The sequence below is a fragment of the Streptomyces sp. NPDC088554 genome (assembly GCF_044752945.1).
Taxonomy (GTDB): domain Bacteria; phylum Actinomycetota; class Actinomycetes; order Streptomycetales; family Streptomycetaceae; genus Streptomyces.
The window spans coordinates 35866-51024 of record NZ_JBIVMF010000020.1 but is presented as its reverse complement, the minus strand read 5'-3'; the positions used below and the strand labels follow the sequence as shown (position 1 = coordinate 51024).

Annotated in this window: 15 protein-coding genes; 7 read left to right on the top strand and 8 right to left on the bottom strand. The window is 70.9% G+C overall.

Going from position 1 to position 15159, the window contains the following annotated elements:
- Positions 1-134 precede the first annotated feature (134 nt).
- Positions 135-1586, bottom strand: a complete 1452-nt coding sequence (locus ACIP8W_RS23015; protein WP_402204400.1) for an ArsA family ATPase — start codon at positions 1584-1586, stop codon at positions 135-137.
- On the bottom strand, positions 1583-2548 hold the full coding sequence (locus ACIP8W_RS23010) for an ArsA family ATPase (RefSeq protein ID WP_401955477.1): 966 nt from the start codon (positions 2546-2548) through the stop codon (positions 1583-1585). The genes ACIP8W_RS23015 and ACIP8W_RS23010 overlap by 4 nt, the downstream gene beginning before the upstream one ends.
- Positions 2549-2619: 71 nt before the next feature.
- Between ACIP8W_RS23010 and ACIP8W_RS23005 the strand changes: the two genes are divergently transcribed.
- From ACIP8W_RS23005 to ACIP8W_RS22990, 4 genes are all read left to right on the top strand, one after another.
- Positions 2620-2781, top strand: a complete 162-nt coding sequence (locus tag ACIP8W_RS23005) for a DUF4177 domain-containing protein (protein ID WP_401955478.1) — start codon at positions 2620-2622, stop codon at positions 2779-2781.
- Complete coding sequence (locus ACIP8W_RS23000) at positions 2778-3248, top strand: RidA family protein (RefSeq protein ID WP_401955479.1); 471 nt, start codon at positions 2778-2780, stop codon at positions 3246-3248. The genes ACIP8W_RS23005 and ACIP8W_RS23000 overlap by 4 nt, the downstream gene beginning before the upstream one ends.
- A gap of 184 nt (positions 3249-3432) precedes the next feature.
- Positions 3433-4347: an NUDIX hydrolase gene (locus ACIP8W_RS22995; protein ID WP_402148157.1), complete on the top strand. Its 915-nt coding sequence runs from the start codon at positions 3433-3435 to the stop codon at positions 4345-4347.
- Positions 4344-5174, top strand: a complete 831-nt coding sequence (locus ACIP8W_RS22990; RefSeq protein ID WP_402204398.1) for an MBL fold metallo-hydrolase — start codon at positions 4344-4346, stop codon at positions 5172-5174. The genes ACIP8W_RS22995 and ACIP8W_RS22990 overlap by 4 nt, the downstream gene beginning before the upstream one ends.
- A gap of 254 nt (positions 5175-5428) precedes the next feature.
- On the opposite strand, the gene ACIP8W_RS22985 is transcribed toward ACIP8W_RS22990, so the two are convergent.
- Entirely contained in the window at positions 5429-6103 is a 675-nt protein-coding gene (locus ACIP8W_RS22985; RefSeq protein ID WP_015034542.1) for a Crp/Fnr family transcriptional regulator, read from the bottom strand.
- 315 nt (positions 6104-6418) lie between these two features.
- Here ACIP8W_RS22985 and nth point away from each other — a divergent pair, with 315 nt between their 5' ends.
- The 3 genes from nth to ACIP8W_RS22970 all read left to right on the top strand — a co-directional run bounded on the left by nth (position 6419) and on the right by ACIP8W_RS22970 (position 9481).
- Positions 6419-7285 carry an endonuclease III gene (gene nth, locus ACIP8W_RS22980; protein ID WP_401955482.1) on the top strand — a complete coding sequence of 289 codons (867 nt, stop codon included), beginning with the start codon at positions 6419-6421 and terminating at the stop codon, positions 7283-7285.
- A 203-nt stretch (positions 7286-7488) separates the two neighbouring features.
- Entirely contained in the window at positions 7489-8193 is a 705-nt protein-coding gene (locus tag ACIP8W_RS22975; protein ID WP_401955483.1) for an NUDIX hydrolase, read from the top strand.
- 88 nt (positions 8194-8281) lie between these two features.
- A complete protein-coding gene (locus ACIP8W_RS22970) occupies positions 8282-9481 on the top strand; it encodes a MarP family serine protease (protein WP_401955484.1) in 1200 nt (399 codons plus the stop codon).
- Between the two features lie 105 nt (positions 9482-9586).
- Here ACIP8W_RS22970 and ACIP8W_RS22965 read toward each other — a convergent pair whose 3' ends face one another.
- From ACIP8W_RS22965 to acs, 5 genes are all read right to left on the bottom strand, one after another.
- On the bottom strand, positions 9587-9766 hold the full coding sequence (locus tag ACIP8W_RS22965; RefSeq protein ID WP_401955485.1) for a hypothetical protein: 180 nt from the start codon (positions 9764-9766) through the stop codon (positions 9587-9589).
- Positions 9767-9934: 168 nt separating this feature from the next.
- Positions 9935-10924 (bottom strand): alpha/beta fold hydrolase, encoded by a 990-nt coding sequence (locus ACIP8W_RS22960; protein WP_401955486.1) that lies wholly within the window; start codon positions 10922-10924, stop codon positions 9935-9937.
- Positions 10921-11400: a phage holin family protein gene (locus tag ACIP8W_RS22955; RefSeq protein ID WP_401955528.1), complete on the bottom strand. Its 480-nt coding sequence runs from the start codon at positions 11398-11400 to the stop codon at positions 10921-10923. Before ACIP8W_RS22955 ends, ACIP8W_RS22960 begins: the two co-directional genes overlap by 4 nt.
- Before the next feature lie 199 nt (positions 11401-11599).
- Positions 11600-13039, bottom strand: coding sequence for a Na+/H+ antiporter NhaA (gene nhaA / locus ACIP8W_RS22950; RefSeq protein ID WP_401955487.1), 1440 nt, complete (start codon positions 13037-13039; stop codon positions 11600-11602).
- A 139-nt stretch (positions 13040-13178) separates the two neighbouring features.
- Positions 13179-15137: an acetate--CoA ligase gene (gene acs, locus ACIP8W_RS22945; RefSeq protein ID WP_401955488.1), complete on the bottom strand. Its 1959-nt coding sequence runs from the start codon at positions 15135-15137 to the stop codon at positions 13179-13181.
- Positions 15138-15159: the final 22 nt, after the last annotated feature.

Here is a 15159-nt window from a genome sequence, read left to right as displayed (position 1 = left end):
ACGCCTGCTTCTGCGCACGGGCTTCTGTGTACGGGCTTCTGTGTACGGGCTTCTGTGCACGGGCGCGGCGGTACGGAGACGGCGCCCCGGCGTCGTACGGCTGAGGCGCACCGACCCCTGCGTACCGAAGGCGCCTACGCGCCCTCGCGGGCGCCGGGCCCGCCCGCCGCGAGGCGGTCGCCGATGGCGCGGAGTCCTGCCAGGTCGTGCACGTCCCCGGGCAGGGCTGCCACCTCGACCACCGCGACCTCGGGGTGGAGCGCGGTGAAACGGTCGCGGGTGCGCGCCTCGCGGGCGAGAACCTGCATCCGCTCGGCGTGCAGCCGCAGCAGACCCGCCGTCAGCTGTTCCACACTTGTGACAGAGGGCGTCGCGTCGGCGGGCTCCGACGAGGGTGCAGATGCGGGCGGGTCGGACATGGGCGATTCGGGCGCGGGCGGTTCGTCCGCGGGTGGCTCCTCCGCGGCCGAGGAAACAGCGGCCGCGGAAACAGCGCCTGAGGGAACGGCGGTTACGGGAACTGCAGTTGCGGATGGAGCGGGCGATGTGGGAGGGGGCTGGTGCGCCTCGGCGGCTTCGGGAGAGGAGCTGTCCGGTGCTGCACTGCCACGATCCCCATCCTTCCCGGCTCCCTGATCCACAATGCGGCCCTCTTCAAGATTTTCCGCGGCGGCCAGCGCCCGCTCCGCCGACAGCCGGGCGGCCCCGCTGCCGTGGACGCGGTTGAGGACCAGACCGGCCAGCGGCATCTCCTCGGCGGCCAGCCGCTCCACGAAGTACGCGGCCTCCCGCAGCGCGTCCCGCTCCGGCGCCGCGACCACCAGAAAGGCCGTGCCGGGCGCCTGGAGCAGCCGGTACGTCGCGTCCGCGCGCGTACGGAAGCCGCCGAACATCGTGTCCATCGCCGTCACGAACGTCTGTACGTCGCGCAGGAACTGGCCGCCGAGCAGCTTCCCGAGCGTGCCGGTCATCATCGACATACCGACATTCAGGAACTTCATCCCGGCCCGGCCGCCCATCTTCGCCGGGGCCATCAGCAGTCTGATGAACTTCCCGTCGAGGAACGACCCGAGCCGCTTCGGCGCGTCCAGGAAGTCCAGCGCGGAGCGGGACGGCGGGGTGTCGACGATGATCAGGTCCCACTCGTCGCGGGCCCGCAGCTGCCCCAGCTTCTCCATCGCCATGTACTCCTGCGTGCCCGCGAAGCCGGCCGACAGGGACTGGTAGAACGGGTTCTCCAGGATGGCCCTGGCCCGTTCCCCGTCCGCGTGCGTCTCGACGACCTCGTCGAAGGTCCGCTTCATGTCGAGCATCATGGCGTGCAGTTCGCCGGTGCCCTCGACGCCCTTCACCTGGCGCGGTGTGTTGTCGAGCGAGTCGATCCCCATGGACTGCGCGAGCCTGCGCGCCGGATCGATGGTGAGAACGACGGCCTTCCGGCCGCGCTCGGCCGCCCGTACGCCGAGAGCGGCGGCGGTCGTCGTCTTGCCGACCCCGCCGGAGCCGCAGCACACGATGATGCGGGTGGCGGGGTCGTCGAGCAGCGGATCGATGTCGAGCGGTGCGGCCGCGGAGCCCAGGGTCATGCGAAGACCTCTCCCAGTTGCCGTAGCTCTCCCGCCAGCCGGTACAGACCGGCGAGGTCCATCCCCTCCCCGATCAGGGGGAGTTCATGTGTGGGCAGTCCCAGGTTGGCCAGGACGGCCCGTTGCTCGCGCTCCAGTTCCACCCGCTGCGCGTGTTCGGCGGCCTGGTCGAGGAGCGGTCCCACGAGCTTGGCGGGGGCCGTCACGCCGGCCGTCGCGAGCGCCTTGGCGACTTCCCTGCGGCGGTTCCCGGAGGCGGCGCCGACGGCCGCCTCGTCGAGCAGATGGGGCCGCACCATGTTCACGATCACCTTGCCGACCGGCAGCTCGGCGGCCTTCAGCTCGGCGACGCCGTCGGCCGTCTCCTGGACGGGCATCTCCTCCAGGAGGGTCACCAGGTGCACCGCCGTCCCGGGGGACTTCAGTACGCGCATCACGGCCTGCGCCTGGTTGTGTATGGGGCCGATCCTGGCCAGCCCCGCGACCTCGTCGTTCACGTTCAGGAAGCGGGTGATGCGGCCGGTCGGCGGGGCGTCCATCACCACATAGTCATAGGTGAAACGTCCCTGCTTGTCCCGCCTGCGAACGGCTTCGCAGGCTTTGCCGGTCAGCAGGACGTCCCGTACCCCCGGCGCGATCGTCGTCGCGAAGTCGATCGCGCCGATCTTCTTGAGCGCCCGGCCCGCGCTGCCGAGCTTGTAGAACATCTGGAGGTAGTCGAGAAGAGCGCGCTCGGCGTCGATGGCCAGCGCGTACACCTCACCGCCGCCCGAGGCGACCGCGATTTTCCGTTCTTCGTACGGAAGGGCCTCTGTCTCGAAAAGTTGCGCTATTCCTTGTCTTCCCTCCACCTCGACGAGGAGAGTGCGTTTGCCCTCGGTCGCGAGGGCGAGCGCGAGTGCTGCGGCGACCGTCGTCTTACCGGTACCGCCCTTGCCGCTGACGACCTGGAGCCTGCTCACGTATTCGAGCCTAACCAGTAAGCCCGCGGGCTACGCACGAGGCTGCCGCGCGGTACGACTACAGTCGCTCCATGACCAAGTGGGAATACGCGACCGTGCCCCTTCTCGTGCACGCGACCAAGCAGATTCTGGACACCTGGGGCGAGGACGGCTGGGAGCTCGTCCAGGTCGTTCCCGGGCCGAGCAACCCCGAGCAGCTCGTGGCCTACCTGAAGCGGGAGAAGACCGCGTGAGCGGGGCGGTCGAGGCCACCCTCGCCGAGCTGGGGCTGACCCTCCCGGCGGTCGTACCGCCGCTGGCCGCGTATCAGCCGGCCGTGCGGTCCGGCGCGTACGTCTACACCTCGGGCCAGCTCCCGATGGTGGAGGGCAAGCTTCCGGTCACGGGCAAGGTCGGCGCCGAGGTCACCGCGGAGGAGGCCAAGGAACTGGCCCGCGTCTGCGCGCTGAACGCCCTGGCCGCCGTGAAATCGGTGACCGGAGACCTGGACCGCATCGCGCGCGTGGTCAAGGTCACCGGCTTCGTCGCCTCGGCCTCGGACTTCACCGGCCAGCCCGCCGTCATCAACGGCGCGAGCGAGCTGCTGGGCCAGGTCCTCGGCGACAAGGGCGTGCACGCGCGCAGCGCGGTGGGCGTGGCGGTGCTGCCGCTGGACGCGCCGGTCGAGGTCGAGATCCAGGTGGAGCTGACCGAGGACTGAGCGGGGACGCGACGGCTTCTCCGGGATCCCGTGCGGCGCGTGCGTACGCGCCGCACGGGATCTTCGTTATGCGGGGGTACGGGTAGGGAGTGCCGGGCGCCCGGGGTGTCCCGATGCCTTCGGATGCCCGGGTGTGACGCTGGGGCCTCTCGAACAACACGGCCCCAGCGCATAGCATCCGGCCATGCCCAATGGTCAGTGGTACCCGCCCGAATGGCCCGAGCGAATCCGTGCCCTCGCCGCCGGTGAGCTGACACCGGTGAGCCCCCGGCGGGCCGCGACCGTGATGCTCCTGCGCGACGGCCCGGACGGCCCCGCCGTCCATATGCTGCGGCGCAGGACCTCCATGGCCTTCGCGGGCGGCGCCTACGCCTATCCGGGCGGCGGGGTCGACCCCCGGGACGACGGGCGGCCCATCGGCTGGGCCGGGCCCAGCCGTGACACCTGGGCCGGGCGGCTCGGGGTCGACGCCGCGTCCGCGCAGGCCATCGTCTGCGCGGCGGTCCGGGAGACGTACGAGGAATCCGGCGTCCTGCTCGCCGGGGAGAGCGCGGAGACCGTCGTCGACGACACGACCGGCGACGACTGGGAGGCCGACCGCGCGGCCCTCGTCGACCGCGAGCTGTCCTTCGCGGACTTCCTCGACCGGCGCGGGCTGGTCCTGCGCGCCGATCTGCTCGGCGCGTGGGCGCGCTGGATCACCCCGGAGTTCGAGCCGCGCCGCTACGACACCTGGTTCTTCGTGGCCGCGCTCCCGGCGGGCCAGCGGACCCGGAACGCCTCCACGGAGGCCGACCGCACGGTGTGGATCAGACCGGCCGAGGCGACGGAGGGGTACGACAAGGGCGAGCTGCTGATGATGCCGCCGACCGTCTCGACGCTGCGCGCGCTCCAGCCGTACGGGTCGGCCGCCGAGGCGCTCGCCGGGGCGGCCGACCAGGACCTGGCGCCCGTACTGGCCGGGGCGCGGCTGGAGGACGGGGAGCTGGTGCTGAGCTGGCCGGGGCATGACGAGTTCACCAAGCGCATGGCCGCGCCCGCCCCACCGTCCGCCCACAGCACGCTCCCTTCCCCGAGTCGGACCGGAGGCCCCCGATGACCGAAGCCGCCGCCCTCCCCGGTCAGCCGCGCGGCGGGGTGCTGTCCGGCCCCGCCACCGCCCGAGCCGTCAACGTCCTCGCGCCGAACGCCTCCGCGATGACCCTCGACGGCACCAACACCTGGATCGTCTCCGAGCCGGACTCGGAGCTCGCCGTCGTCATCGACCCGGGCCCGCTCGACGACGTACACCTCAGGTCGGTCATCGGCACGGCCGAGAAGGCCGGGAAACGGGTCGCGCTGACCCTGCTCACCCACGGCCACGCGGACCACGCGGAAGGCGCGGCACGCTTCGCCGAGCTGACGGGTACGCGCGTACGGGCCCTGGACCCGGCTCTGCGCCTCGGCGACGAGGGGCTGGCGCCCGGGGACGTCGTCACCACCGGCGGCCTGGAGCTGCGGGTCGTACCCACCCCCGGTCACACCTCCGACTCGCTCTGTTTCCATCTGCCCGCCGACCGCGCGGTACTGACCGGGGACACCGTCCTCGGCCGCGGCACGACGATGGTCGCGCACCCCGATGGCAGACTCGGCGACTACCTGGACTCCCTCCGCAGACTGCGCTCGCTCACCGTCGACGACGGAGTCCACACGGTCCTGCCCGGCCACGGACCGGTCCTCGACGACGCCCAGGGCGCCGTCGAGTTCTACCTCGCCCACCGCGCGAACCGCCTCGCCCAGATCGAGACAGCCGTCGAGAACGGCTACCGCACCCCCTCGGAGGTGGTCGCCCATGTCTACGCCGCCGTGGACCGCTCGCTCTGGCCGGCCGCCGAACTCTCCGTGCGGGCACAGCTCGAATACCTGCGCGAGCACGGCCTGATCTGACCCGGGCACGATCGGTCTATCTGCGTTTGAAGGCGTCGGTGGGCAGCCCTCGAACTCATCGGCGATGCGTTCAGCCGTGCGCTGCAGGTCATCTACGGCGATCATGCTGGACCTCCCCCACCTGTGACGCCTCAGTGCAAGCAGAGTAGCCAGCCCCTCTGACAACCGGGCCCGGGCGACAACCGGGCCCGGGGAAAACCGAAGGGCCCCACCTCGGTGGGGCCCTTCGAACGTGCGTACGTGCCGTGCGGCGGTCAGCGCGAGCGCTTCGCGAGGCGCTCCACGTCCAGGAGGATCACCGCGCGCGCCTCAAGGCGGAGCCAGCCGCGCTGGGCGAAGTCGGCGAGGGCCTTGTTGACCGTCTCGCGGGAGGCGCCGACCAGCTGGGCCAGCTCTTCCTGGGTCAGGTCGTGGACGACATGGATGCCCTCCTCCGACTGCACGCCGAAGCGGCGCGACAGGTCGAGCAGCGCGCGCGCCACCCGGCCGGGTACGTCGGAGAAGACCAGGTCGGACATCTGGTCGTTCGTCTTGCGCAGCCGTCGGGCGACGGCGCGCAGCAGGGCCGTGGCCACTTCCGGACGGGCGTTCAGCCACGGCTGGAGGTCGCCGTGTCCGAGGCCGAGGAGCTTGACCTCGGTGAGCGCGGTCGCGGTGGCGGTGCGCGGGCCGGGGTCGAACAGGGACAGCTCGCCGATCAGCTCACCGGGGCCGAGCACGGCCAGCATGTTCTCGCGGCCGTCGGGGGAGGTGCGGTGCAGCTTGACCTTGCCCTCGGTGACCACATAGAGGCGGTCGCCCGGGTCGCCCTCGTGGAAGAGCGCATCACCGCGCGCGAGCGTCGCTTCGCTCATCGAGGCGCGCAGCTCCGCTGCCTGCTCGTCATCGAGCGCCGCGAAGAGCGGGGCACGCCGCAGAACGTCGTCCACGTGATTCTCTCCTTGTCGACCTGCTCAGGGAACGGTGGTCCCCACCTGCGCGGGGACCGTGGTCCCCATAATGCAGCACGTGCTTCATCTTCTCGGGTGGCCCGGCATTCTCGACCGCTTCGCCCGCCGCCGGATTCCGGGTGTCCGAAACAAGTGCGATCAGTCACAAGTTTGACGTACGGGCGTGCTCAGCCGTGCCCCGGGGGCCGATTCGGGTGGTGATCGGCCATGGCCGGGGCGGATGTCGGTGCCGGGCTCTACGCTGGCCGGGTGTTCAACTCGCCGGTGACAGCGCAGGCCAAGGGGGCTGGGAGAGTGTCCGTGGAGCGTAATTCCGCCGTGGGCGAACAGCCTTCGGTGCAACCGAAAAAAGCAGCAAAAGGGGCAGGTGCCGCATCGGGCGCGGCTGCGTCCGGGTCACGGCCGGAGTCGCGGCTCGCGATGGTCCGCCGGGCCCGCCGGATCAACCGGGAGCTGGCCGAGGTCTATCCGTACGCCCATCCGGAGCTGGACTTCCGGAACCCGTTCGAGCTGCTGGTGGCCACGGTCCTGTCCGCCCAGACGACCGACCTCCGGGTGAACCAGACCACGCCCGCCCTCTTCGCGAAGTATCCGACGCCCGAGGACATGGCGGCGGCCGTGCCGGAGGAGATGGAGGAGATCGTCCGTCCGACGGGCTTCTTCCGGGCCAAGACGAAGTCGCTCATAGGGCTGTCCACCGCGCTGCGCGACCGCTTCGACGGCGAGGTCCCCGGCCGGCTGGAGGATCTGGTGACGCTGCCGGGCGTCGGCCGCAAGACGGCCAATGTCGTTCTGGGCAATGCCTTCGGCGTCCCGGGACTGACGGTCGACACCCACTTCGGCCGGCTGGTCCGCCGCTGGAAGTGGACCGTCCAGGAGGATCCGGAGAAGGTCGAGGCGGAGATCGCCGCGATCTTCCCCAAGAGCGAGTGGACGATGCTCTCGCACCGCGTGATCTTCCACGGCCGCCGTATCTGTCACTCCCGGAAACCGGCCTGTGGCGCCTGCCCGATCGCGCATCTGTGCCCGTCGTACGGCGAGGGCGAGACGGACCCGGAGAAGGCTCGGAAGCTCCTCAAGTACGAGATGGGCGGCCGGCCCGGCCAGCGCCTCAGCCCGCCCGCCGGCTATCCGGGCGCGCCGGCCCCGGCCGCGCGTTGAGCAGCCGGGGCGCTCGTGCCGTATGACGTCGATAACGGCGTTGATACGGCATGGCGGACGATTCCGGTGGACAAGCTCAGTGGCGAGTGCGGTCCACCACGTGAACGGAACAGGGAAACGGGACGGAGAACACACGAACGAGTGGTGCCGGACACCGGCGGAACGATCCGTCCGGCGGCAGGCGTTGTACGACAGGGGTGCTCATGACGCGCGCTGAAGAGACTTGCGGCGATCCGACGACCGGGACCGCCGTCACCACCGACGGGCTGCCCGAGTGGCTCGCGCCCGTCGTGCGGGCCGCACGGACCGTGGCGCCGGAGCAGCTCAGCAGATTCCTGCCGCCCGAGGGCGGCGGGGGCCGGCAGTCCGCCGTGCTCATCCTCTTCGGCGAGGGCACCCGCGGCCCCGAGCTGCTGCTCATGGAGCGGTCCAGCAACCTGCGCTCGCATCCGGGACAGCCCGCCTTCCCCGGCGGCGCGCTCGACCCCGAGGACGGGGATCCGGCGACCACGGGCCCGCTGCGCGCCGCGCTGCGGGAGGCCGAGGAGGAGACGGGTCTCGATCCGGCGGGCGTCCAGCTCTTCGGCGTCCTGCCCAGGCTCTACATCCCGGTCAGCGGCTTCGTGGTGACGCCCGTGCTCGGCTGGTGGCGTCGCCCCTCCCCGGTCGACGCCATCGACCCCGGCGAGACCGCCCGGGTCTTCACCGTGCCCGTGGCGGACCTCACGGACCCGGCCAACCGCGCGACCGCCCGCCACCCGAGCGGCTACCAGGGCCCGGCATTTACGGTCGAATCCGCCCTGGTCTGGGGTTTCACCGCCGGGTTGATCGACCGGATCCTGCACTTCGCGGGCTGGGAGCGACCATGGGATCGCTCGCATCACGTCCCGCTCGATTGGCGCGCGTGACAGGCTGACCCAATGCTGTGCCCCCGGCGGCCGTGATCCCACCGGAGGGATCCGGAGACATATCTGCGAGCAAGCGAGGCTACTGACGGTGAACGTGCTGGACATCCTGCTGCTGCTCGCCGCCGTGTGGTTCGCGATCGTCGGTTACCGCCAGGGCTTCGTCGTGGGCATCCTGTCGGTGATCGGCTTCCTCGGCGGCGGTCTCGTCGCGGTCTATCTGCTCCCCGTGGTCTGGGCCAGACTCACCGCGGACTCAGAGGTCTCCACCACGGCCGCCGTCGTCGCGGTGGTCATAGTGATCGTCTGCGCCTCCGTGGGCCAGGCGTTCACCACCCATCTAGGGAACAAACTCCGCCGTCACATCACCTGGCAGCCCGCCCGCGCCCTGGACGCCTCGGGCGGCGCGCTGGTCAATGTCGTGGCCATGTTGCTGGTCGCCTGGCTGATCGGCTCCGCCCTCGCCGGGACCTCGCTGCCCACCCTGGGCAGGGAGGTCCGCAGCTCCAAGGTGCTGCTCGGGGTCTCCCGGGTGATGCCGCCCCAGGCGTCGACCTGGTTCACGGACTTCTCCTCCGTACTCGCGCAGAACGGCTTCCCGCAGGTCTTCAGCCCGTTCGCCAACGAGCCCATCACCGAGGTCAGCCCGCCGGATCCGGCGCTCGCGGGCAGCGCCGTCGCGGAGCGCGCCAAGAGCTCCATCGTCAAGGTCGTCGGTACGGCGCCGAGCTGCGGCAAGGTCCTCGAAGGTTCCGGCTTCGTCTTCGCCGACCGCCGGGTCATGACCAACGCGCATGTGGTCGGTGGCGTCGAGGAGCCCACGGTCCAGATAGGCGGTGAGGGCCGTCTGTACGACGCCAAGGTCGTCCTCTACGACTGGCAGCGCGACATCGCCGTACTCGACGTGCCCAACCTCCCGGCGACACCGCTCCAGTTCGCCGGCGCGGACGCCAGGAGCGCGGACGACGCGATCGTCGCGGGCTTCCCGGAGAACGGCGCGTACGACGTACGCTCCGCGCGCGTCCGTGGCCGGATAAGCGCCAACGGCCCGGACATCTACCGCCGCTCCGAGGTCCGCCGCGATGTCTACTCGCTCTACGCGACGGTCCGCCAGGGCAACTCCGGCGGCCCGCTCCTCACCCCGGAGGGGCAGGTGTACGGAGTGATCTTCGCCAGGTCGCTCGACGACCCGCAGACCGGCTACGCGCTGACGGTCGACGAGATCCGCGAGGACATCACCCTCGGCCGGACCGCCACCCAGCAGGTCGACACCGAGGGATGCGCGCTGTAGACGGCTCTGTCGACGAGCCCGACGAGCCCGACGAGCCCATCGGGCCCGTCGCGGACGGGCGCCGCTGCGAACGGCCGCGGCCAGGAGCCAGTGCCGGGAGAGGACCTACCCGCGCTGATGGCGCAGGCGGGCCGAGACCCAGCGGGCTCTGCGGCGGAGAATGCGGGAAATACCCAGCTGGGGATCGTGGCCCTGACCTTCGGGGCCGCCCCTTTCGCGGGTGGTCGGCGCAGAGGCCGAGCGGCGGTTGCGTACTGCGTCACCGTAGTCGTGCGTCCAGCCCATACCCCGACTTTTGCCCCCGGCCCATGGTCGGTAACCGCCGGGGAGACGGCCAATTGGCCTATGCGCGAGGCAATTGGCTGTTCGTAGGACAAGCGTTCCAGCGGCCGGGTGCCAAGGGCGGGGCGCCGACAGCCGGGCGACCCGTGACCGGACGCCGACGGCCGGGCCTCAGCGGTCGGGCTCGGGGTCCTTGAGCCAGTTGATGAGTTCCGAGGAGAAGGCCACCGGATCCTCCTCGTGCGGGAAGTGCCCCAGCCCGTCGAACAGCCGCCAGCGGTAGGGCGCTTCCACGTACTCGGCCGACCCCGCCGTGCTGCGCGTACGCATCGCCGGATCGAGTGACCCGTGCAGCTGGAGCGTCGGGACCCGCACCGGACGCTTCATCCGCCGGTTGAACTGGATCCCGTCGGGCCGCGCCATCGACCGCACCATCCAGCGGTACGGCTCGATCGCGCAGTGCGCCGTCGACGGGATGGTCATCGCGCGCCGGTAGACCTCGACCGCCTCGTCGTCGGGCAGCCCGGGCCCCGACCAGTCCCGGATGAGCCGCCCCACCAGCGCCGCGTCGTCGGCGACGAGCTGACGCTCCGGCAGCCAGGGCCGCTGGAAGCCCCAGATATACGACCCGGCCCGGCTCTGCGAGAAGTCCGAGAGCATCGCCGACCGCCAGCGGCGCGGATGCGGCATCGAGGACACCGCGAGCCGGCGCACCAGCTTGGGCCGCATCACGGCCGCCGTCCAGGCGAGATACCCGCCGAGGTCATGGCCGACGAGCGCGGCGTCGGGCTCGCCGAGGGAGCGCACCACCCCGGTGATGTCCAGGGCCAGGTTGGCCGGGTCGTACCCCCTGGGCGTACGGTCGCTGCCGCCGACGCCCCGCAGATCCATGGCCACCGCGCGATACCCGGCGTCCGCCAGCGCCGGGAGCTGGTGCCGCCAGGTCCACCAGAACTGCGGAAAGCCGTGCAGCAGCAGGACCAGCGGCCCGTCCCCCATCTCGGCGATATGGAAGCGCGCGCCGTTGGCCGCGACATCGCGGTGGGTCCAGGGACCCTCCAGACGCACGGCGGAGGCCGGCGTCGCTCCGGGGAGCGCGTCCGGGGGCGGGCCTGACACGGTGCCGGGAGTGCTGCCGGGGTCGGAATCGGGGGCGGTCATGTGGTCGAGCGTGCCACAGACTTCGAGGTTTCCCCGATCTCACGCGGGTGCGGCCGCACGTTCTGGAGGACGGCAGCCGACTCCTTGGCCGAGGCGATGGACCGCTCCGGCGGCTTCACCTTCTTGAACTTCATGACCGCCAGCGCCGCCAGCACCCCTGCCAGCAGCAGGAACGCCGCGCCCACGATCAGGAATGACCAGGCGAGGCCGAGGCCCAGATTGTGGATCCCGTACGCGGCGGCGAAGCTCAGCACCGGCAGGGAGAACAGGGCGAACACGCCCGCGATGATGAGGGCGACACTGCCCGTCACCCCGCGTTTGACGTCCTGCCGGATCTCGGCCTTGGCCAGGGCGATCTCGTCGTGCACCAGCCCGGACAGCTCGGCGGTCGCCGAGGCGACCAGCTGACCGATACTGCGCGGGGTACCGGCCTCGACGACGGGGGTGGCTCCGGCGACGGCGTCGGCGGAGACAATGGTGCCGGTCCGGACAGCGTCGGCGGTCTGCTTGCCGGGGTCGCTCACGGTGACTCCCTCTTCCTTCTCGCTCTTCTGGGGATACGGACGGGACGCGGATGGGATACGGACGGCTCGGCTCCGCCGACCGCTCGGCCAGGGCCGCTCCGGTCGGGGACCGCTCGGCCGGAGATCTCCCGGCCGCCGATCCGTTGTCCGATCATGCCGGACCGCCGCCCTCCTCGCGCGTTGCCCCCGCGTGTTCCGCCAGCCGCCGGTGCTCCGCCGCCCTGGCTTCGTACAGCGTCGCCATACGCAGGTGGTACGCCGGATCGTCCTGCTCGTAGATGTCGGGGATGCCGTCCAGATCCTCGTCGCGCTCCTCCTCCTCGTACAGAGCACGGTACGTACGGACCCTCAGTTTGAGCAGTACGGCGGCGAATACGGCCGCGGTCACGGAGCCCGCGAGCACCGCGGCCTTCACCTCGTCGGTGAGTCCGGGGTCGGTGGAGAAGGCCAGCTCGCCGATGAGCAGCGAGACCGTGAAGCCGATTCCGGCGAGCGTGGCCAGCGCGAAGACATCGGGCCAGGCGAGGTCCTTGTTCAGCTCCGCCCGGGTGAAGCGGGCGGCCAGCCAGGTGCCGCCGAAGATGCCGAGCGGCTTGCCGACCACCAGCCCGAGGACGACGCCGAGCGTCTCCGGCTGGGTGAAGACCCGGCCGAGCGCGCCGCCGGACACCGCGACCCCCGCCGAGAACAGGGCGAACAGCGGTACGGCCAGCCCCGCCGAGAGCGGGCGCACCAGATGCTCGATGCGCTCGCCGGGGGAGTGCTCCTCGCCCTCGCGCCTGGTGCAGCGCAGCATCAGCCCCATCGCGACCCCGGCGATGGTGGCGTGGACGCCGCTGTTGTACATCAGCCCCCAGATGACCAGGGCCAGCGGAACGTACACGTACCAGCCGTGTACGCCCTTGCGCAGCAGCAGCCAGAAGACGGCGAGCCCGGTGAACGCGCCGCCGAGCGCCAGGAAATTCAGGTCGCCGGTGAAGAAGACGGCGATGATCAGGATCGCGAAGAGGTCGTCGACGACGGCGAGGGTGAGGAGGAAGGCCCGCAGCGCGGACGGCAGTGAGGTGCCGATGACCGCGAGGACGGCGAGCGCGAAGGCGATATCGGTGGCGACGGGCACGGCCCAGCCACCCAGCGAGCCCCCGCCGACGGTGTTGACCAGCACATACACCAGCGCGGGCGCCGCCATACCGGAGAGCGCGGCGATCACGGGGAGCGCGGCGGCCCGCGGATCGCGCAGCTCCCCGGCGACCAGCTCGCGCTTCAGCTCGATACCGGCGACGAAGAAGAAGACAGCGAGCAGCCCGTCCGCGGCCCAGTGCTGTACGGAGAGGTCGAGGCCCAGCGCGGCGGGTCCGAGGTGGAAGTCGCGGACGGCCGCGTAACTGCCGCTCAGCGGGGTGTTCGCCCAGAGGAGGGCGGCGACCGCGGCGACGAGGAGGAGCATGCCGCCGACGGTCTCGGTCCGCAGCGCGTCCGCGAGGTAGTTCCGCTCGGGCAGGGAGAGACGTCCGAGGAACGTACGGGCGGTGGTGCGAGGGGTGGGCGTCGGCGCGGGCACGGGAGGGGCCTCCGGTCGGTCGGCGGGCATGGCGATTCACCTGCCGACCAGACTTCCCGGCGCACCTTGGAACTTTTTATTGAGATGTTGACGCGGCGCTCACTGTACCCGGATGGGCGGACGGGGCGCCGGTGTTGTGGATAACGACATCGGCGCCCCCTCGCGCTGCTCAGTCCTCGCTGGAGGCGCTGGGCAGCTGGGTCTGGATGAGATCCATGACGGACGAGTCGGTGAGGGTGGTGACATCGCCGAGTTCGCGGTTCTCCGCTACGTCCCGCAGCAGCCGCCGCATGATCTTCCCGGAGCGGGTCTTGGGCAGCTCGGCGACCGGGAGGATCCGCTTGGGTTTGGCGATGGGGCCGAGGGTGGCGCCGACATGGTCGCGCAGCTCGGCCACGAGACCGTCGTCGACGTCGGCGGTGCCGCGCAGGATGACGAAGGCGACGATGGCCTGTCCCGTGGTCTCGTCGTTGGCTCCGACGACGGCGGCTTCCGCGACCTTGGGGTGGGAGACGAGGGCGGACTCGACCTCGGTGGTGGAGATGTTGTGGCCGGAGACGAGCATGACGTCGTCGACGCGGCCCAGCAGCCAGATGTCGCCGTCGTCGTCCTTCTTGGCACCGTCCCCGGCGAAGTACTTGCCCTCGAAACGGGACCAGTAGGTGTCGAGGAAGCGCTGGTCGTCGCCCCAGATGGTGCGGAGCATCGAGGGCCAGGGCTCGGTGAGGACGAGATAGCCGCCGCCCCCGTCCGGCACCTCACGGGCATCGTCGTCCACGACGGTCGCGGAGATACCGGGCAGGGCGCGCTGGGCGGAGCCCGGCTTGGTCTCGGTCACACCGGGCAGCGGGGCGATCATCATGGCGCCGGTCTCGGTCTGCCACCAGGTGTCCACGATGGGGGTCTTTCCGGCGCCGATGTGCTCGCGGTACCAGATCCACGCCTCGGGGTTGATGGGTTCGCCGACCGAGCCCAGCACCCGCAGGGAGGACAGATCGAACTTGGCGGGGATGTCGTCGCCCCACTTCATGAACGTACGGATCGCGGTCGGCGCGGTGTAGAGGATCGTCACCCCGTACTTCTGGACGATCTCCCAGAAGCGCCCCTGGTGCGGGGTGTCGGGGGTGCCCTCGTACATGACCTGGGTGGCGCCGTTGGCCAGCGGCCCGTACACGATGTACGAGTGTCCGGTCACCCAGCCGATGTCGGCGGTGCACCAGTAGACGTCCGACTCGGGCTTGAGGTCGAAGACGGCGTGGTGGGTGTAGGCCACCTGGGTGAGATAGCCGCCCGAGGTGTGCAGGATGCCCTTCGGCTTACCCGTCGTACCGGACGTGTAGAGGATGAAGAGCGGGTGCTCCGCGCCGAACGCCTCCGGGGTGTGCTCGGCGGACTGGCGGGCGACGATGTCGTGCCACCAGACGTCCCGGGAGTCGTCGAACGCGGTGTCCTGGCCGGTCCGGCGTACGACGAGGACATGCTCGACCTGCGGGCACTTGGCGACCGCCGCGTCGATGGCGGGCTTGAGCGCGGCGGGCTTGCCCCGGCGGTAGCCGCCGTCCGCGGTGATGACCAGCTTGGCGTCCGCGTCCTGGATACGGGAGGCGACGGCGTCGGCCGAGAAGCCGCCGAATACCACGGAGTGCGCGGCGCCGATACGGGCGCAGGCGAGCATGGCGACCGCGGCCTCGGGGATCATCGGCAGATAGACGGCGACCCGGTCGCCCTTCCGCACGCCCAGCTCGGTGAGCGCGTTGGCGGCCCGCGACACCTCGTCCTTCAGCTCGGCGTAGGTGATCGAACGACTATCGCCGGGCTCGCCCTCGAAGTGGATCGCCACCCGGTCCCCGAGGCCGGCCTCGACATGACGGTCGACGCAGTTGTAGGCGACGTTCAGCTCGCCGTCCGCGAACCACTTGGCGAACGGCGGGTTCGACCAGTCCAGCGTCTCGGTCGGCTCGGTGACCCAGGTGAGCCGCCTCGCCTGCTCGGCCCAGAAGCCAAGCCTGTCCGCCGCGGCTTGCTCGTACGCCTCAGCCGTCACATTGGCGTGTGCGGCCAGCTCGGCCGGCGGCGCGAACCGCCGGTCCTCCTTGAGCAGGTTGGAGAGGGAAGAAGCTTCGCTCATACTCCCGTCTCCTCCTTGAGCA